The following is an 18,918-nucleotide window of genomic DNA, read 5'->3' on the forward strand; positions in this document are numbered from 1 at the left end:
TTCTGAATAGTTGCCCCGAAGGGAATTACCACTGATAGCTTACGAAAATCTTGCCGTTACGACCGTCCTGCGGAATACCCTGAGGTGACCAGTACGCTTTGTCAAAGGCGTTGCCCAGCACCAGCGTGGTGGTCACGCCTTTGAGCCGCTCCTGGCCTTTATAGCTGACGTAGAAATCGTTGACCGCATAGCCCGGCTGCTTGCTGTAGCTGCTGCTGACGTGGGTTGAGCGATCGGCAAAGGTGCCGATCCAGCCGACGGAGAACCCGCTTTGCGCCACCGGGATATCCAGCTTGCTGGTGACGGTGTCCGGGTTAATGCTGGAGATGTACTCGCCCGTATCGGTGTCTTTCCCGCGCGTGCGGTTATAGGCCAGATCGAGGCTGAAGAGATCGGCCGAGTATTTTGCCATCATATCCCAACCCCAGATTTTGGCATTCGGGACGTTGTACGACATGGTGGTCGCGGCGGCAAAATCGACGGTGGTGGAGATATAGTCTTTGGCTTTGGTGTCGAAATAGCTGGCTTTAAACTCCAGCGCATCGTTGGCAAGCATCAGATCGTCAAAGCGCAGGCCAAAACCAAACTCCTGCGTTTCGTTGGTTTCCGGGCGCAGGTTCGGGTTTGGCACCCAGTAGTTGGTATAGAAGCGGCCAATGGAGAAGTGTTTGGCGTCGTTATACATCTCGCCCATGGTCGGTGCGCGGAAGGCCTGCGCGTAAGAGCCAAACAGCATCAGCCAGTCGGTTGGGCTGACGGTTAACCCGGCGCGGGATGACCACTTATCGGCATCCACATCGTTGTAGCCGTCGCTGCTGCCGCGGTAGTTGTCATAGCGCGTGCCGCCCAGCAGGGTAACAGGCAGATCGCGCAGGGTGATCTCATCCTGCAGCCAGCCGGAGCTGAAGTCGATTTTCGCGTCCGGGAAGCCGGTGGTTGCCCCGTCCGGATGCTGCTCCTGACGATAGTATTCCCCACCGTAGGTCAGAAGGTGTGCTGCAAAGGTGTCGCTGAACAGACGGGTGCGGTTTTCCACCTTGCCGCCTTTGGTGGTCTGCTTGCGGAACTCACCGCTACCGTCGACGTTCTGGGCATTAATGCGCGCTTCGGACCAGTAGACCTTCGCGTCGGCGTCCAGCCAGTCGTACCCTTCCGGTGAAATGTGGTAGCCAACCTGCGCATCGCGCTGGATGGTGGAGCGGTCGGTCATCGGGTTACTGCTGTCCGCCCCGGTGGTTTGCGGGTTTTTCGGCTCCTGAGCGGCGTTGTTGTAGTAGCGCAGGGAGCCGCTCAGGGTCTGGGCGGGGTCGATTTTCCAGCTGCCTTTCGCCAGCATGTTGTTGATGGATTCGTCGTTAGGCGCGGTTGCACCGTCGCTCTGGCGGACATCACCGCGATCCCGGCTGGACCAGGAGACCAGACCGTCAAGCGTATCGGTGCGGCCGTAGGCGCTGGCCCCCATCCCGAGGCTATGATCGCCCGTCGCGCCCGTTCCAAACACGCGGTAGCCGCTGTTTTTACCCGGTTCGAGCAGATCGCTGGCGTCGGCGGTGTCATAGGAAATCACGCCGCCCAATGCGCCGCTGCCGTACAGCAGGGCCGAAGGACCGCGCACCACTTCGATACGTTTAATCAGCGCCGGGTCGAGGAAGGTGCTGTTCAGGTGGCCGGTATCGGTTCCCTGGCGCACGCCGTCAACCAGCACCAGCACGCCGCGACGGTCATAGCCGCGCAGGTTGACGTCCTGCCCGTTGGTGCGCCCGGTGCCGTCCAGCGTCAGACCGGGGACGTTACGCAGCAGGTCGGCCGCCGAGCTTGCGGTTTGTTTCTCCGGCGCGCTGGCGTCAATCACGCTTACCATCATGGGCGCCTCAAAGGCGCTGCGGGCGTTGCCCGTGGCGGTGACGGTAATGTCGTCTGTGACGGCGAACGCGATGCCCGGCAGGGCGCTAACAATCGCCAGCGCCAGAAGTGACGGACGTAAAGATGCGGAAGGCAGGTGTAGCATAGCAACTCTCCATAAGAAGTGAAAAGCGCTGGCTGCCTGGGTATCACCTGGGTGGCTGGCGTATTTTTAGGTGTTGTTTATTTTGTGAGGATCAGTTTTCCGGCATGGGTCTGGCGCAGAAGATAGCGCTGTCCGTGATGCTCGATAATGACCCGTCCCTCATCGCCGAGGAGGGTTTTGCTGTCAATGCGACGCTCGGCGGGGGCTGGCGCTGTGTGTGTTTTTGCTGGCGTTGCCGCGCTGTTATCCGTACGTGACATAATGTTTATAAATAACAATCAATGTAACAATGATAATCATTATCAATAAACTGCAAATTGACGGCAAGCGTTTTTGTGAAAAAAGGATGAGGGGATCAAATTTGGGGGTGAGGTGCGGTCTGATGCCCTTACTCCGACCCTCTCCCACAGGGAGAGGGAGAAGGGCACAATCGTAGGTCGGGTAAGCGCAGCGCCACCCGACAATAACATCAGAAGCGAGAATCAACCGCAGCTGCCAGCTTTTCCAGCAGCAGTTCGCTGTCTTCCCAGCTCAGGCACGGGTCGGTGATCGACTGGCCGTAAACCATCTGCTGTCCGGCAACGATTTTCTGCGTGCCTTCTTTGATAAAGCTCTCAGCCATAATCCCTGCAACGGCGGTCGAGCCGCTGCGGATCTGCTGACAGATCTCATCGCAGACGTCCAGCTGGCGGCGATGCTGCTTCTGGCAGTTGCCGTGGCTGAAATCCACCACCAGATGTTCCGGCAGGTCGAACTCGGCCAGCGTTTCACAGGCCGCCGCAATATCTTCTGCATGGTAATTGGGCTTCTTCCCGCCGCGCATAATGATATGCCCGTAAGGGTTACCGCTGGTCTGGTAGATGGTCATATGACCGCTCTTGTCCGGCGACAGGAACATGTGGCTGGCACGCGAGGCGCGGATCGCATCTACCGCGATACGGGTATTGCCGTCGGTCCCGTTTTTAAAGCCGACCGGGCAGGAGAGGGCGGAGGCCATCTCGCGGTGGATCTGGCTTTCGGTGGTCCGCGCGCCAATCGCGCCCCAGCTGATCAGATCGGCTATAAACTGCCCGGTCACCATATCGAGAAACTCGGTCGCCGTCGGAACGCCCAGCTCGTTGACCTGTAAAAGCAGCTTCCGCGCCAGCTCGATGCCGTGGTTAACGCGATAGCTGCCGTTGAGGTCAGGATCGGAAATCAGGCCTTTCCAGCCCACCACGGTGCGCGGTTTTTCAAAGTAGGTGCGCATCACGATCTCAAGGCGATGCTGGTACTTATCCCGCAGTCCCTGAAGTCGTTTTGCATAATCCATGGCGGCATCCAGATCGTGGATGGAGCAAGGCCCAATCACCACCAGAAGACGTTTGTCTTCACCGTTCAGGATTTTTTCAATGCGGCGGCGGGAGGCCGTCACATGTTCCGCGACGGCGGCGGAAACGGGATGCCGCTGTGCCAGTTCAGCCGGCGTGACCAGGCTGTCAATGCGCGCAGTGCGGAGTTCATCGGTTTTATTCATGGAATGTCTCAGAAAATTTTTGCTTCATCGGCAGACTACCGGGAAGTGATGGGCATCACCTTAAACCAATCCCTGCTGATTTCAAGTTCGGGGCGACACCGCCCCGTGGTTGCAGATGATGATACCTGAATCTGAGTTAATGTACTAGCATATTAGTACATGCGGCGATTAAGCCCCATGATGTCGAGAATTTTGGTGGCAATTTCTTCAACCGAATAGTTGGTGCTGTTCAGCCACGGGATCTGGTTTTTGCGGTACAGCGCTTCCACTTCCGAGACCTCCATCCGGCACTGGCGCATGGAGGCGTAGCGGCTGTTCTCGCGGCGCTCTTCGCGGATGGCCGCAAGGCGTTCAGGGTTGATCGTCAGGCCGAACAGCTTGTGCTGCAGCGGCTTAAGGGCGGCGGGCAGCACAAGGTTATCCATGTCGTCGGCGATAAACGGGTAGTTTGCGGCGCGAATGCCAAACTGCATTGCCAGATAGAGGCTGGTCGGGGTTTTGCCGCAGCGCGACACGCCAAGCAGGATCACCTGCGCCTGGTCGAGATTACGCAGAGAGATACCGTCGTCGTGTGCGAGGGTGTAGTCGATAGCGGCGATACGCGCGTCGTACTTGGTCAGGTTGCCGGGGTTAAGCCCGTGGGTGCGGTGGGCAATGGGGGTCGGGTCGAGCTTAAGCTCGCTCTGCAGCGGAGCCACTAGCGCCTGCACGATATCCTGGCAGAAGCCTTCACTTTGCAGAATGATGGAGCGAATCTCCGGGATCACGATAGAGTAGAACACCAGCGGGCGGACGCCGGTCTGCTGGTAGATGGCGTCAATCTGATCCTTCACCGCTTTAGCGCGGCTCTCGTTTTCGACAAACGGCAGCGTGATGCTGTTAATCGAGACGGGAAACTGCGACATCACCGCGTGGCCCAGCACCTCGGCGGTGATCGCCGTACCATCAGAAATATAAAAAACGTGGCGATCGACAGCACTATCCATTTTACTCACCCTGAATATCAGACCTAATTGTCTGAAAGCATAAATTAAAAAAGTAAATTACACAGCAAAGAACTTATCCTAATTATGAATGAAACGCTGTTTTTGATTTTCCTGAAAAGTGGATTTCATTTTTCAAATAGCGACTTTATTTTTGGGGTTTCTGGCTGAATATAGAGGAATCATCGGGTTAATCGTTGATGGGAAAGTATCCGAAAAGTTGAAATTTTAAATTGCTTACACGATTCACCGTTTTTTTAGCGGAAATAAATATGCCAGTATAAATACGTAGTCAGGTGTTACTTACTCCGATCAAATATCACAAAAGGATTGTTTCGATGTCCAACAATGGCTCGTCACCGCTGGTGCTTTGGTATAACCAACTCGGCATGAATGATGTAGACAGAGTTGGGGGCAAAAATGCCTCCCTGGGTGAAATGATTACAAATCTGTCGGGTATGGGTGTCTCCGTACCGAACGGGTTTGCCACCACCGCCGATGCCTTTAACCTGTTTTTAGACCAGAGCGGTGTTAACCAGCGCATTTACGACCTGCTGGATAAAACGGATATTGATGACGTAACCGAGCTTGCCAAAGCCGGGGCGCAGATCCGCCAGTGGATCATCGACACACCTTTCCAGCCGGAACTGGAAAAAGCCATTCACGACGCGTACAACCAGCTCTCAGCTGACGATGCGCAGGCCTCCTTTGCCGTACGTTCCTCTGCGACCGCAGAAGATATGCCGGACGCCTCGTTTGCCGGGCAGCAGGAAACCTTCCTGAACGTCCAGGGTTACGATGCGGTGCTGGTGGCGGTGAAGCACGTGTTTGCTTCCCTGTTCAACGATCGCGCCATCTCCTATCGCGTGCACCAGGGCTACGACCATCGCGGCGTGGCGCTCTCCGCTGGCGTGCAGCGCATGGTGCGCTCGGACGTGGGCTCATCCGGCGTGATGTTCTCCATTGATACCGAATCCGGCTTCGACCAGGTGGTGTTTATCACCTCCGCGTGGGGTCTGGGTGAGATGGTTGTGCAGGGCGCGGTAAACCCTGACGAATTCTATGTCCACAAGCCAACGCTGGCCGCTGGCCGTCCGGCGGTGGTGCGCCGCACCATGGGCTCGAAAAAAATCCGCATGATCTATGCCCCGACCCAGGAGCATGGCAAGCAGGTTAAAATTGAAGATGTACCGCAGGAGCAGCGCGACCGCTTCTCCCTGACCGACGCCGAAGTGCAGGAACTGGCGAAGCAGGCGGTGCAGATCGAAAAACACTACGGCCGTCCGATGGACATCGAATGGGCGAAAGACGGGAACACCGGCAAGCTGTTTATCGTGCAGGCGCGTCCGGAAACCGTTCGCTCGCGCGGTCAGGTGATGGAGCGTTATACGCTGCACGCGCAGGGTAAAATCGTGGCGGAAGGCCGCGCCATCGGTCACCGCATCGGTGCCGGTCCGGTCAAAGTGATCCACGACATCAGCGAGATGAACCGAATTGAGCCAGGCGACGTGCTGGTGACCGACATGACCGACCCGGACTGGGAACCGATCATGAAGAAAGCGGCGGCTATCGTCACCAACCGCGGCGGTCGTACCTGCCACGCGGCGATCATTGCCCGCGAGTTGGGCATTCCTGCGGTTGTCGGCTGCGGCGACGCCACCGAGCGCATGAAGGACGGGCAGAACGTGACCGTCTCCTGTGCCGAAGGCGATACCGGTTACGTCTACGCCGATATCCTCGACTTCAGCGTGAAGAGCTCAAGCGTGGATACCATGCCGGACCTGCCGCTGAAGATCATGATGAACGTCGGCAATCCGGACCGCGCGTTTGACTTCGCCTGCCTGCCGAACGAAGGCGTTGGCCTGGCGCGTCTGGAATTTATCATCAACCGTATGATCGGCGTTCACCCGCGCGCGCTGCTGGAGTTTGACGATCAGGATCCGAAGCTGCAGAACGAAATCCGCGAGATGATGAAAGGCTACGACTCGCCGAAAGAGTTCTACGTCGGCCGTCTGACCGAAGGGATCGCGACGCTGGGCGCCGCCTTCTATCCGAAACGCGTGATCGTGCGTCTGTCTGACTTTAAGTCTAACGAATACGCCAACCTGGTCGGCGGCGAGCGCTACGAGCCGGAAGAAGAGAACCCGATGCTGGGCTTCCGCGGCGCCGGACGCTACGTGTCCGACAGCTTCCGCGACTGCTTCGCGCTGGAGTGTGAGGCCGTGAAACGCGTGCGCAACGATATGGGGCTGACCAACGTCGAAATCATGATCCCGTTCGTGCGTACCGTGGATCAGGCGAAAGCGGTGGTGGACGAGCTGGCGCGTCAGGGGCTGAAGCGCGGTGAAAACGGGCTGAAGATCATCATGATGTGCGAGATCCCGTCCAACGCCCTGCTGGCCGAGCAGTTCCTGGAGCACTTCGACGGCTTCTCTATCGGCTCGAACGACATGACTCAGCTGACGCTGGGTCTGGACCGCGACTCCGGCGTGGTCTCCGAGCTGTTCGACGAGCGCAACGAGGCGGTGAAAGCGCTGCTCTCCATGTCCATCCGCGCGGCGAAGAAGCAGGGTAAATACGTCGGGATCTGCGGTCAGGGTCCATCCGACCATGAAGACTTTGCCGCATGGCTGATGGAAGAGGGGATCGATAGCCTGTCCCTGAACCCGGACACCGTGGTGCAAACCTGGCTGAGCCTGGCGGAACTGAACAAGTAACGCCACGCTGACCCGAAAAGGCGAGGATATTATTCCTCGCCTTTTTTATTTCATTTCTTATTTGCTCCCCATCACAAATAAAGTAAAAAACCAAATATCATAATTTGTCTGTCAATTTAGACAATTGTTAGCGCGCAAACCGTTGCTAATACTTGAGCCTTACTGCGCATTTCCCTTCGGAAGATGCGCAACTGGTTGAAATACGTTTTAACCTGATAAAAAGGCAAATAACAATGACACTTTCCTCTGTATTGCGTACCAAAGATAAAATAGGTTATGGCTTAGGCGATATGGCTAGCGCGCTGGTTTGGCAAACGGCCACGTTATTTCTTGCTTATTTTTATACAGACGTATTTGGGCTGCCCGCCGCGATTATGGGCACCATGTTTTTAGTGGTACGCGTGGTCGATGCGTTTGTCGACCCGTGCATTGGCGCACTGGTTGACCGCACGCAGACGCGTCACGGACGTTTTCGTCCCTGGCTGCTGTGGTTTGCTATTCCCTTTGGCGTAAGCTGCCTTATTACCTTCTACGTACCGGACGTTGGGCCGACGGCAAAAATCGTTTACGCCTGCGCGACCTACGCGATTTTAAGCCTGATTTACTCCGCGATTAACGTGCCTTACTGCGCCATGCCCGGCGCGCTGACGCTGGACCCGCGCGAGCGCCACTCTCTGCAGTCGTGGCGCTTTGGCCTGTCGTTTATCGGCGGGCTGATCGTGACGGTTATTGCCCTGCCGCTGGTCTCACTGTTAGGACAGGGCAACGTGCAGAAAGGCTATTTCTACGCCATGAGCCTGATGGGGCTGCTGGGGATTGTGCTGTTTTTCTGCTGTTTCCTGATGACCCGCGAGCGATATTCCCCGCGCAATGATACCTCCGGCTCCATGCTCACCGATTTAAAACTGCTGGCCGGGAACAGCCAGTGGCGGATTGTTTTCCTGTTTAATATTTTGCTGTTAACGGCGGTGGTGACGCGCGGTTCCGCCACCATGTATTACGTAAACTATGTGCTGCTGCGCCCGGATCTGGTTTTTGCCTTTATTGTTTCCGGCATGGTGGCCTCCTTAAGCGGCGCATTATTATCTGAACGGCTGCTGGGGAAATTTGACCGCGTGCGCGCCTACCAGTGGACGATTATCTCCTTCGTTATCTTCGGCGCGCTGATTTTCTTCCTGCCTCCTTCACAGGTTTGGCTAATCTTTGGCCTTAACATCGTCTTTAGCTTTATTCAAAACCTCACCACGCCGCTGCAGTGGACCATGTTCTCCGATGTGGTCGACTACGAAGAGCACCGCAGCGGCCGTCGTCTGGACGGGCTGGTCTTCTCCACCGCGCTGTTTGCCATCAAGTTTGGCCTGGCGCTGGGCGGGGCGGTCGTCGGCTGGGTGCTTGGCATGGTGGATTACGCCCCGGGCCAGGCAACCCAGGCGCCAGGCGTTCTCTCGACCATTAACGCGCTGTTCACCCTTATCCCTTGCGCGCTGTTCCTCTGCATGGTCGCGCTGCTTGCCATCTACAAACTCAACAGCCGGCTGGTGGATTCCATCGCCCGGGAGCTGGCCAGCAAGCGTGAAGTCAGACCCGAAGCGGGGCAGCTCAGCCCGGCAACCCCTTCCGCACTACAGGAGTAAAATATGACTGCTATCTATAAGGACGCGGGACGTCCCGTGCACGAGCGCGTCGCCGATTTACTGGCGCGCATGACCCCGGAAGAGAAGTTCGCCCAGATGCACGCGTACTGGCTGATCCTCGATGAAAACGGTAACCACCGCGAGCGCAGCGACCTCAGCGACGAATTCGCCGGCGTGAGCGAGCAGGCTGCGCTCAGCGAACGGCTTAAGCTGGGCGTCGGGCAGATCACGCGGCCGCTGGGCACCCACATCGTTGACGCGAAAACCGGCGTGCGCGCCGCTAACCGCCTGCAGCGCATGATGATGGAGGAGACGCGTCTTGGCATTCCGGCATTGTTCCATGAAGAGTGCCTGGTGGGGCTGCTGTGCAAAGACGCCACGCTGTTCCCGTCGTCGCTGAACTACGGTTCCACCTGGGACCCTGAACTGGTGCAGCGCGCGGCAGAGCAGATTGGTAAAGAGGCGCGTTCCGTCGGCTGCCAGCAGGGGCTGGCCCCGGTGCTGGACGTTTCCCGCGACGTGCGCTGGGGGCGAACCGAAGAGACCTTCGGGGAGGATCCCTGGCTGGTGGGGGTGATGGCGACCGCCTACGTGAAAGGGTTGCAGGGCGATAAGCGCGATCTGCTGGCGACGCTCAAGCATTACGTGGGCCACTCGTTCAGCGAAGGGGCGCGTAACCACGCCCCGGTTCATCTTGGCTTCAGCGAGCTGAACGACACCTTCCTGCTGCCGTTTGAAATGGCGGTTAAGCTGGCAAACGCCGGTTCGGTGATGCCCGCGTACCACGATATTGATAACCAGCCGGGACACAGCGACAGCTTCCTGCTGACCACCGTCCTGCGAGAGCAGTGGGGGTTCGACGGGATTATTGTTGCGGACTACGGCGGCGTCAGCCTGCTGCACCAGCACCACGGGATTTCCCACGACGCGGCCGAATCTGCCGCGCTGGCGTTCAACGCCGGGCTGGACGTTGAGCTGCCGAAAGATGACTGCGCGCGGCATCTGGCGGAAGCGGTAGAGCGCGGGCTGATCTCTATGGCGAAGGTCGATGAGATCGTGGCGCGTACGCTGACGGAAAAATTCCGCCTTGGCCTGTTTGAAAAGCCGTACGCGGATGAAAACGGTATCGATCTGCAAAATACTATCACCCGACAGGCCGCGCGGGAGGTGGCGACGAAATCGATCACGCTGCTGGAAAACAACGGGATTTTACCGCTCGGCGGCAAACCCCGGGTGGCGGTGGTGGGGCCGACGGCAGACGATCCGCTGGCGTTACTGAGCGGCTACAGCTTCCCGGTGCATTTGATCATCAGCGATATGGTGGAAGAGACCTCGCAGGTCACGACCCCGCGCGCGGCGCTGGAGCAGTATCTCGGTACATCGAACGTCCGCTATGCCAAAGGGTGCCACATCATCGAAAAACGGATGGCGGGCGCGCCGGTCTTCCCGGGCGACAGCGGCGGCAAACCGATGCAGCAGTCACCGGTATCGCAAAGTACTGCTCTGATCCCCGAGGCCGTGAACGCCGCGCGGAAGAGTGACGTGGTGGTGGCCTGCGTGGGCGATCTCGCCGGGCTGTTCCAGAGCGGTACCGTGGGGGAAGGTTCCGATACCGATTCCCTGAACCTGCCGGGCGTGCAGCAACAGCTGCTGGAAGCGCTGGTCGCCACCGGTAAACCGGTGATTGTGGTCATGACGGGGGGCGTCCATACAACCTGCAGGGTCTGGAAGATAAGGTCGCGGCGCTGATGATGGCCTGGGCGCCGGGACAGGAAGGGGGCTGGGCGATTGCGGACGTGTTAACCGGGCGTGCGGAGCCGCAGGGTCGTCTGGTGGTGAGCGTACCGAAAAGCGCCGGTGCGATGCCGTATTACTACAATCACAAGCTCAAAAGCGGCGGTACGCCGTTTGCGTTCCATTTCGGCTCACGGTATCCGTTTGGCTTCGGCCTCGGCTGGACGACGTTTTGCTGGGGCGCTGTCCGCGTCGCCGAAAGCAGCGTGCCGGTTGACGGCGAGGTGACGCTGAGCGTGGATATCACCAATACCGGAGAGCGCAGCGGCAGCGAGGTGGTGCAGGTTTACGTCAGGGATAAGGTCGCCACGCAGGTGCGGCCGCTTCAGGAGCTGAAGGCCTTCCAGCGCGTCACGCTCTCGCCGGGAGAAACCGCCACGCTCACCTTTATGCTGCCGGTTGAGATGTTCAACTTCACCCGTCGCGACGGAAAACGCATCGTTGAGCCGGGCGAGTTTGAGCTGCAGGTTGGCGCATCGTCGGCGGATATCCACGAGGTCGTGACGGTCAACGTAACCGGAGAGACGCGGGTTCTGCCTGCTGAATGGCGGATGCTCAGTCGCTGTGACGTGAAGCGCGCGTAGTCAGGATAAAAAAAGCCCATCGTGGGAGATGGGCAAAGACTACACACAGCAATTCGTTGTTTCACTCAGGGGATTTCCATGCTTATAAATCAAGGTGTTGATTTATAACCGTGTGCTAATAGTAGGCATTGTGTTATTTAGCGTCGATCGGATTCGTCTCAATAGTTAAAGAGACGTAAAGAATTCTTGAGGTTATTAGCAGACTTACTGCTGAAAAGGCGGGTCTGACCAGTGAGCAACGAATAAATACTTTAGCAGCGTTTAAGTATCATGCGAGAGAGTGTAGGCCGGGTGAGCGTTAACGCAACCCGGCAGCATACCTTAATGCGTGTTCTTCTCTTCCAGCTCTTCCAGTTCGCTCAAAATCACGTCCGGGTCAGTTCCCGGCGGCGGAATTTCATGCACCCAGGCAGAGAACAGACGCCAGGTGACGGCGAGCAGCACCGGGCCAATAAACAGGCCAATCATGCCAAAGGCAATCAGACCGCCAATGACCCCGGAGAGGATCAGGATCAGCGGCAGGTCTGCCCCCATGCGGATGAGGATCGGACGAATCACGTTATCCATGGTGCCGACCACGCAGCTCCAGACCAGCAGCACCGTTCCCCACGTGGTATCGCCCGTCCAGTAGAGCCAGATAATGCTGGGGACCAGCACCAGCAACGGTCCCAGTTGCGCAAGACAGGTCATCAGCATGACAACGGTGAACACGGTGGCGTACGGTACGCCGGAAATTGCCAGACCGATCCCGCCCAGCACCGCCTGCACCAGCGCGGTGACCACCACGCCCAGCGCAACCGCGCGCACGGCCTGCGCGGCCAGCAGCACCGCTGCGTCACCGCGTTTGCCCGCCAGGCGGGTGGCAAAGTGACGAACGCCTAAAGCCACCTGCTCGCCGCGCCAGTAGAGCAGGGCGCTGAAGAGCAGCATCAGGGTACAGTGCATCATAAAGCGGCCGATATGCGCGGCCTGACCGACAAACCAGGTGGTGGTGGTGCCAATATACGGGCGGACTTTTGCCATCAGCGCGCTGCCGCCCATCTCCAGCAGGCTATGCCAGCCGCTGTAGAGTTTGGTGCCCACGAGCGGAATGCTGTTCAGCCAGGTGAGATCCGGCAGCGTCAGGTCGCCGCTGCTAATGGCGCGAATAACCGGGCCACTGGAATCCACCAGGCTATTTACCAGCAGGGCAATCGGAATAATAAACAGCAGGAACAGCAGGAGCGTCATGACCAGCACGGCGAGCCCGCGGCGGCCAAACAGCAGCTTCTGCAAGCGCAGCAGCAAAGGCCACGTGGCCACGACAACGGTCGCAGCCCACGCAAAGCCAAGAATAAAGGGTTGAACAATCCACAGACACGCAATAATCATGAGGGCCAGAAACAGCACCGACAGCAAAATTTGCGCAACATCCCTGGGCTGGCGAAGATTGACCATAAATGAAACTTTCCTTAAAAGAACGCCAGTAAGACTGGCGGGAACGGAAAACCGCGTCTCTTTAATCATTAATGATCTCAGCGGTTTTTAACAGGCGAATTCTGCCTGTAATTCAGCAGAGATTATAAGAAAAAAATGTGATAAAACTTTTAAGATACACGCAAACGATTTCATACAACTCTAATTAGGGTCGACAGTCATGATCCCACAGATTTCTCAGGCACCTGGCGTCGTTCAGCTGGTGCTTAATTTTTTGCAGGCACTGGAGCAACAGGGTTTTACAGGTGATACCGCCACGAACTATGCCGACAGGCTGACGATGGCGACCGATAACAGTATCTACCAGCTTCTTCCCGATGCCGTGGTTTTCCCCCGTTCAACGGCCGACGTCGCGCTTATCGCCCGGCTGGCCACGCAGGAGCGGTTTGCCTCGCTGGTCTTCACGCCGCGCGGCGGCGGCACCGGAACCAACGGTCAGGCGCTGAACCAGGGCATCATTGTTGATATGTCGCGCTATATGAACCGCATCATTGAGATCAACCCGGAAGAGGGGTGGGTGCGGGTCGAAGCGGGCGTCATCAAAGATCAGCTTAATCAGTATCTCAAGCCGTACGGCTACTTTTTGCCCCTGAGCTTTCCACCAGCAACCGCGCGACCCTTGGCGGGATGATTAACACGGATGCCTCCGGCCAGGGCTCGCTGGTCTACGGTAAAACCTCCGATCACGTGCTGGGCGTGCGTGCGGTGCTGCTGGGCGGCGACATCCTCGATACCCAGCCGATGCCGGTCGAACTGGCGGAAACGCTGGGTAAAGACAACACCGCCAGCGGGCGCATCTATCGTACCGTGCTGGAACGCTGCCGCGACAACCGCCAGCTTATTCTCGATAAATTCCCCAAGCTGAACCGCTTCCTGACCGGGTACGATCTGCGCCACGTCTTTAACGATGACCTGACCCAGTTTGATTTAACCCGCGTGCTGACCGGCTCCGAGGGAACGCTGGCGTTTATCACCGAAGCGCGGCTGGATATCACCCGGTTGCCGAAAGTGCGCCGTCTGGTGAACGTCAAATATGACTCCTTCGACTCCGCGCTGCGCAATGCGCCGTTTATGGTGCAAGCGCAGGCGCTGTCGGTGGAAACCGTCGACTCTAAGGTGCTCAATCTTGCCCGGGAAGATATTGTCTGGCACTCCGTGAGTGACCTCATTACCGACGTGCCGGACAAAGAGATGCTCGGTCTCAACATTGTGGAATTTGCCGGCGATGATGCGGAGCTGATTGAGCGGCAGGTCACCACGCTCTGCCAGCGGCTGGATGAGCTGATTGCGCAGGGTGAAGGCGGCGTGATCGGCTGGCAGCTCTGTAACGATCTGGCCGGGATTGAGCGTATCTATGCGATGCGTAAAAAGGCCGTGGGCCTGCTCGGCAATGCGAAAGGGGCGGCGAAGCCCATTCCCTTTGCCGAAGATACCTGCGTGCCGCCCGAGCATCTGGCGGATTACATCGTGGAGTTTCGCGCCCTGCTGGACAGCCACGGCTTGAGCTATGGCATGTTCGGCCACGTCGACGCCGGGGTACTGCACGTGCGTCCGGCGCTGGACATGTGCGACCCGCAGCAGGAGATCCTGATGAAGCAGATCTCCGACGACGTGGTGGCCTTAACCGCCAAATACGGCGGTCTGCTGTGGGGGGAGCACGGGAAAGGGTTCCGCGCGGAATACAGTCCGGCATTCTTCGGCGAACAGCTCTACGCGGAGTTGCGTAAGGTGAAAGCGGCTTTCGACCCGCATAACCGCCTTAACCCGGGTAAAATCTGCCCGCCTGAGGGTGTTGATGCCCCGATGCTGCAGGTGGATGCCGTCAAGCGCGGCACCTACGACAGGCAGATCCCGATTGCGGTGCGCTCGTCCTGGCGCGGCGCGATGGAGTGCAACGGCAACGGCCTGTGCTTTAACTTTGATGTGAAAAGCCCGATGTGCCCGTCGATGAAAATCACCAGCAACCGTATCCACTCGCCGAAAGGGCGGGCGACGCTGGTGCGCGAGTGGCTGCGTCTGCTGGCCGACCGCGGGGTGGATCCGCTCAAGCTGGAGCAGGAGCTGCCGGAAAAACGGGCCAGCCTGCGCTCGCTGATTGAGCGCACCCGCAACAGCTGGCATGCCAACAAGGGCGAGTATGATTTCTCCCATGAGGTGAAAGAGGCGATGTCCGGCTGTCTGGCCTGTAAAGCCTGCTCCACCCAGTGCCCGATTAAAATCGACGTGCCGGAATTCCGCTCGCGTTTCCTGCAGCTCTACCACACCCGATACCTCCGCCCGGTGCGCGACCATCTGGTGGCGACGGTGGAAAGCTACGCGCCGCTGATGGCGCGGGCGCCAAAGACCTTCAACTTCTTTATCAACCAGCCGCTGGTGCGCAAGCTCTCCGAAAAACACATCGGCATGGTCGATCTCCCGCTGCTGTCGGTGCCGTCTCTGCAGCGCCAGCTCGTCGGTCACCGTTCGGCGAACATGACCCTCGAACAGCTGGAGGCGCTCGCTCCGGAGCACAAAGCCAGTATGGTGCTGGTGGTGCAGGATCCGTTCACCAGCTACTACGATGCGCAGGTCGTGGCCGATTTTGTCCGTCTGGCGGAGAAGGTGGGTTACCAGCCGGTTGTGCTGCCGTTCTCTCCCAACGGCAAGGCGCAGCACATTAAGGGTTTTCTGAACCGCTTTGCGAAGACCGCGCAGAAAACGTCTGACTTCTTAAACCGCGTGGCGCAGCTCGGGATACCGATGGTCGGCGTCGATCCGGCGCTGGTGCTTTGCTATCGCGATGAATACAAGCAGACGCTGGGCGATAAGCGCGGTGATTTCAACGTCATGCTGGTGCACGAGTGGCTTCCGGTGGCGCTGGCAGATAAGGCCGTTCAGGACGTCAGCGGTGAACCGTGGTATCTGTTCGGCCACTGCACGGAAGTGACCGCGCTGCCGGGTGCCCCCGCGCAGTGGCGTCCGTTTTTGCCCGCTTCGGTGCGAAGCTGGAGAGCGTCAACGTAGGCTGCTGCGGGATGGCCGGAACCTACGGACACGAAGTGAAAAACCACGCCAACTCGCTCGGCATCTATGAGCTGTCCTGGCATCAGGCGATGCAGCGTTTGCCGCGAAACCGCTGTCTGGCGACGGGCTACTCCTGCCGCAGCCAGGTAAAACGGGTAGAAGGTAACGGTGTGCGTCACCCATTGCAGGCTTTACTGGAGATAATTGGATGATCTGGAAACGTGCCGTGACGCTGCAGGCGCTGAACGCCATGGGCGAGGGGAATATGGTGGGGCTGCTGGATATCCAGTTCATCCGCATTGGCGACGATGAAATTGAGGCTACCATGCCGGTCGATAGTCGCACCCACCAGCCGTTTGGTTTATTGCACGGCGGGGCCTCCGTCGTGCTGGCCGAAACGCTGGGCTCTGTTGCGGGGTATCTCTGTACCGAAGGGGAGCAGAAGGTTGTCGGACTCGAGGTGAATGCTAACCACATTCGCTCGGTGCGCAGCGGGCGCGTGCGCGGTGTTTGCCGCGCGCTGCACGCCGGAAGCCGCCATCAGGTGTGGCAGATAGATATTCTCGATGAGCAGGATCGCCTGTGCTGCTCGTCGCGGCTGACCACGGCGGTTGTGTAAAGTTTTCAGATGTTTTGCCTTTGGTCAAAAACTAGCCAGTGCGTTGTGATATACTGGTCAGGTTTTGTACATAAGCGAGGACATCATGGATACTGAAATAACCCCAACTCAGCTGGCAATTGAATATTTACGTCGCGATAAGAGCAACCTGTCTCCGGCGCAGTACCTGAAAAAGCTGAAACAGCTTGAGCTGGAATTTACAGATTTGCTGGCGCTCTCTTCGAATGAACTGAAAGAAGAGATCTACTTTGCCTGGCGGTTGGGCGTTCACGTCCATTGAGTACATGAGAGTAAAAGGGCCGCGAGTGCGGCCTTTTTTGTGTCTGAAATTCAGTATCGGGCGGCGGTGAGGCCACCCGGCATTGTCTTCAGACATTCACCGCGTTAATCAGCCGCGACTTCATGGACTGATACGCCGACGCCGCAAAATCCTCCGCCCAGCGCTGTCCTCAATCGCCTCCAGCTGTACCGCGCAGTACTTCGTTTCCGGCGTTTTGGAGATGGGGTCGAGGTTGTCCTGGGTCAGCTCGTTGCAGGCGCCAATCCACCATTGATAGGTCATGTAGACCGCTCCGGCGTTGATACGCTCGCTAATGCTGGCGCGGGTAATCACTTTACCGCGACGCGAACGCACCCAGACCAGCTGGCCCTCCGAGATGCCCAGCTTTTCCGCATCGGCTGGGTTCATTTGCACCCGGCCCGGCTCATCGGCCAGGCTTTGCAGCGCGGCGCAGTTCCCGGTCATCGAGCGGCAGGAGTAGTGTCCCACTTCACGAACCGTACACAGCACCAGCGGGAAATCCGCGTCCGGAGTTTCCGCCGGCGCGCGCCACGGGGCGGCAAAGAGCTGGCCTTTACCGGTTGGGGTGTCGAACTGATTGTCTTTATACAGGTACGGCGTTCCCGGATGATCCAGCGTCGGGCACGGCCACTGCACGTGGCCCATCTCGCCCATTTTTTCATACGTCACGCCGTAGAAGAGCGGGCACAGCTCGCGCATCTCATCCCAGATCTGCTGGTTGTCGTCATAATGCATCGGGTAGCCCATCTCGGTGGCGAGCAGGCTGATGATTTCCCAGTCGCGCTTCACGTTGCCGCTGGCCTCAATGGCTTTGCCAAAACGCTGGAACCCGCGATCGGCACAGGTAAAGACGCCGCCGTGTTCACCCCAGGAGGTGGCAGGAAGCAGGACGTCCGCCACTTCTGCCGTTTTGGTCATAAAGATGTCCTGAACCACCACAAAGTCGAGCGCCTCAAAACCGCTGCGAACGAGACCGAGATCGGCTTCGGTCTGAAGCGGATCTTCCCCCATGATGTAGTAGGCCTTGACCTTGCCTTCCAGCGCCAGATGGGGCACCTCGGTAATGCGCGTTCCGACCCGATCGTCCATTTTATTGACGTCAATTCCCCAGGCATCGGCAAACTTCTGCCTGACCGCCGGATCGGTCACATCCTGATAGCCGGGGAACATATTCGGCAGAACACCCATATCGCAGGCGCCCTGAACGTTGTTTTGTCCGCGCACCGGCCCGACGCCGACGGCGGGTCGACCCAGGTTGCCGGTCAGCAGCGCCAGGCTGGAAAGCCCTTTAACCACATCCACGGCCTGACCAAACTGGGTCACGCCCATCCCCCACATCACGGTGGCGGAAGGGGCCGCCGCGAAGGTGCGCATCGCCTGGCGAACGTCACGGGCGGGAATGCCGGTAAGATGCTCAACCTTCTCCGGCGCATAGTCTTTCACCGTCTGGCGATAGGCCTCAAGCCCCTCGGTAAAGCGCGCCACGTAGCTTTTGTCGTAGAGCTCCTCTTCCAGCAGCACGTAGCCAAAGGCGTTTACCAGCGCCATGTTGCTGCCGTTTTTCAGCTGCAGATGCTGGTCGGCGATGCGCGCCGTTTCAATACGCCGCGGATCGCAGACGATAATTTTTGCGCCGTTTTCCCGCGCTTTCAGCACGCGTCGGGCGACGATAGGGTGGGAGTCCGCGCAGTTATAGCCAAACACCAGCAGGCATTTTGAGTTTTCAATATCGTTGATTGAGTTGCTCATCGCGCCGTTGCCGAGCGTTTCCTGTAACCCGGCCACGGAAGGGCCGTGACAGACGCGCGCGCAGCAGTCCACGTTGTTGGTGTTAAGCACCGCGCGGGCAAATTTTTGCATCACATAGTTTGTTTCATTGCCGGTTCCGCGAGAGGATCCGGTGGTCATGATCGACCGCGGCCCGTGCTGCGCTTTAATGCTGCTGAGTTTGTGCGCGGTGTAGCGGATAGCCTCTTCCCAGGTAACGGGAGTGAATGCCTCGCCTTTGCGGTAGCGGATCATCGGCTGGGTCAGGCGGGGGGTGAGCAGACGGGTATCGTTGAGGAAGTCCCAGCCGTAAAAGCCTTTCAGACACAGGGTACCCTGGTTTGTGACGCCCTCTGCGGCTTCGGCACGGATGATACGGTTATTTTCAACGACAAGGTTTAATTTACAGCCTGCACCGCAGTAGGGGCAGACGCTGGCGATCTTTTTCATCAATAACAGACCTGTTAAGAAATGAAGCAAAGTTGACTGGAAACCCAGTCCCGTAAGCAGAGGTAA

At 58.2% G+C, this 18,918-nt stretch carries 9 protein-coding genes, 1 other RNA gene and 3 pseudogenes; 6 read left to right on the forward strand and 7 right to left on the reverse strand.

From position 1 onward, the window contains the following. Positions 1-25: 25 nt before the first annotated feature. From ACZ6J2_RS00625 to ppsR, 4 genes are all read right to left on the reverse strand, one after another. Positions 26-2,008: a TonB-dependent hemoglobin/transferrin/lactoferrin family receptor gene (locus ACZ6J2_RS00625; RefSeq protein WP_471724498.1), complete on the reverse strand. Its 1,983-nt coding sequence runs from the start codon at positions 2,006-2,008 to the stop codon at positions 26-28. Between the two features lie 77 nt (positions 2,009-2,085). Next, complete coding sequence (gene hemP / locus ACZ6J2_RS00630; RefSeq protein WP_471724499.1) at positions 2,086-2,268, reverse strand: hemin uptake protein HemP; 183 nt, start codon at positions 2,266-2,268, stop codon at positions 2,086-2,088. Between the two features lie 209 nt (positions 2,269-2,477). Continuing rightward, a complete protein-coding gene (aroH, locus tag ACZ6J2_RS00635; protein WP_471724501.1) occupies positions 2,478-3,524 on the reverse strand; it encodes a 3-deoxy-7-phosphoheptulonate synthase AroH in 1,047 nt (348 codons plus the stop codon). A gap of 152 nt (positions 3,525-3,676) precedes the next feature. Beyond that, the gene (gene ppsR / locus ACZ6J2_RS00640; RefSeq protein WP_023311315.1) at positions 3,677-4,510 is read right to left on the reverse strand and encodes a posphoenolpyruvate synthetase regulatory kinase/phosphorylase PpsR; all 834 of its coding nucleotides are present in this window, start codon (positions 4,508-4,510) and stop codon (positions 3,677-3,679) included. Positions 4,511-4,845: 335 nt separating this feature from the next. Between ppsR and ppsA the strand changes: the two genes are divergently transcribed. From ppsA to ACZ6J2_RS00655, 3 genes and pseudogenes are all read left to right on the forward strand, one after another. Continuing rightward, positions 4,846-7,224, forward strand: a complete 2,379-nt coding sequence (gene ppsA / locus ACZ6J2_RS00645) for a phosphoenolpyruvate synthase (protein ID WP_023311316.1) — start codon at positions 4,846-4,848, stop codon at positions 7,222-7,224. 233 nt (positions 7,225-7,457) lie between these two features. After that, the gene (locus ACZ6J2_RS00650) at positions 7,458-8,858 is read left to right on the forward strand and encodes an MFS transporter (RefSeq protein WP_143345001.1); all 1,401 of its coding nucleotides are present in this window, start codon (positions 7,458-7,460) and stop codon (positions 8,856-8,858) included. Positions 8,859-8,861: 3 nt separating this feature from the next. Next, positions 8,862-11,236: pseudogene (locus ACZ6J2_RS00655) on the forward strand (glycoside hydrolase family 3 N-terminal domain-containing protein). A 4-nt stretch (positions 11,237-11,240) separates the two neighbouring features. Here the strand turns inward: ACZ6J2_RS00655 and rprA are convergent. Together rprA and ydiK are read right to left on the reverse strand one after the other, a co-directional pair. After that, positions 11,241-11,348, reverse strand: an RNA gene (rprA, locus tag ACZ6J2_RS00660) — antisense sRNA RprA. A 209-nt stretch (positions 11,349-11,557) separates the two neighbouring features. Next, positions 11,558-12,673 (reverse strand): AI-2E family transporter YdiK, encoded by a 1,116-nt coding sequence (gene ydiK, locus ACZ6J2_RS00665; RefSeq protein ID WP_471724503.1) that lies wholly within the window; start codon positions 12,671-12,673, stop codon positions 11,558-11,560. A 199-nt stretch (positions 12,674-12,872) separates the two neighbouring features. Here ydiK and ydiJ point away from each other — a divergent pair. The 3 genes and pseudogenes from ydiJ to ACZ6J2_RS00680 all read left to right on the forward strand — a co-directional run bounded on the left by ydiJ (position 12,873) and on the right by ACZ6J2_RS00680 (position 16,614). Next, positions 12,873-15,927, forward strand: a pseudogene (ydiJ, locus tag ACZ6J2_RS00670) (D-2-hydroxyglutarate dehydrogenase YdiJ). Then, positions 15,924-16,334, forward strand: a complete 411-nt coding sequence (gene menI / locus ACZ6J2_RS00675) for a 1,4-dihydroxy-2-naphthoyl-CoA hydrolase (RefSeq protein ID WP_023311321.1) — start codon at positions 15,924-15,926, stop codon at positions 16,332-16,334. The pseudogene ydiJ and the gene menI overlap by 4 nt, the downstream one beginning before the upstream one ends. An 85-nt stretch (positions 16,335-16,419) precedes the next feature. After that, positions 16,420-16,614, forward strand: coding sequence for a YdiH family protein (locus ACZ6J2_RS00680; RefSeq protein ID WP_003857766.1), 195 nt, complete (start codon positions 16,420-16,422; stop codon positions 16,612-16,614). Positions 16,615-16,702: 88 nt separating this feature from the next. Here the strand turns inward: ACZ6J2_RS00680 and fdhF are convergent. After that, positions 16,703-18,852 (reverse strand): annotated as a pseudogene (gene fdhF, locus ACZ6J2_RS00685) (formate dehydrogenase subunit alpha). Between the last annotated feature and the right edge of the window lie 66 nt (positions 18,853-18,918).

The organism is Enterobacter sp. E14S (genome assembly GCF_055666685.1).

Coding starts and splice junctions, on each gene's coding strand:
- ACZ6J2_RS00625 (WP_471724498.1), bottom strand. CDS start 2,008: ATGCTACACCTGCCTTCCGCATCTTTACGTCCGTCACTTCTGGCGCTG.
- hemP (WP_471724499.1), bottom strand. CDS start 2,268: ATGTCACGTACGGATAACAGCGCGGCAACGCCAGCAAAAACACACACA.
- aroH (WP_471724501.1), bottom strand. CDS start 3,524: ATGAATAAAACCGATGAACTCCGCACTGCGCGCATTGACAGCCTGGTC.
- ppsR (WP_023311315.1), bottom strand. CDS start 4,510: ATGGATAGTGCTGTCGATCGCCACGTTTTTTATATTTCTGATGGTACG.
- ppsA (WP_023311316.1), top strand. CDS start 4,846: ATGTCCAACAATGGCTCGTCACCGCTGGTGCTTTGGTATAACCAACTC.
- ACZ6J2_RS00650 (WP_143345001.1), top strand. CDS start 7,458: ATGACACTTTCCTCTGTATTGCGTACCAAAGATAAAATAGGTTATGGC.
- ydiK (WP_471724503.1), bottom strand. CDS start 12,673: ATGGTCAATCTTCGCCAGCCCAGGGATGTTGCGCAAATTTTGCTGTCG.
- menI (WP_023311321.1), top strand. CDS start 15,924: ATGATCTGGAAACGTGCCGTGACGCTGCAGGCGCTGAACGCCATGGGC.
- ACZ6J2_RS00680 (WP_003857766.1), top strand. CDS start 16,420: ATGGATACTGAAATAACCCCAACTCAGCTGGCAATTGAATATTTACGT.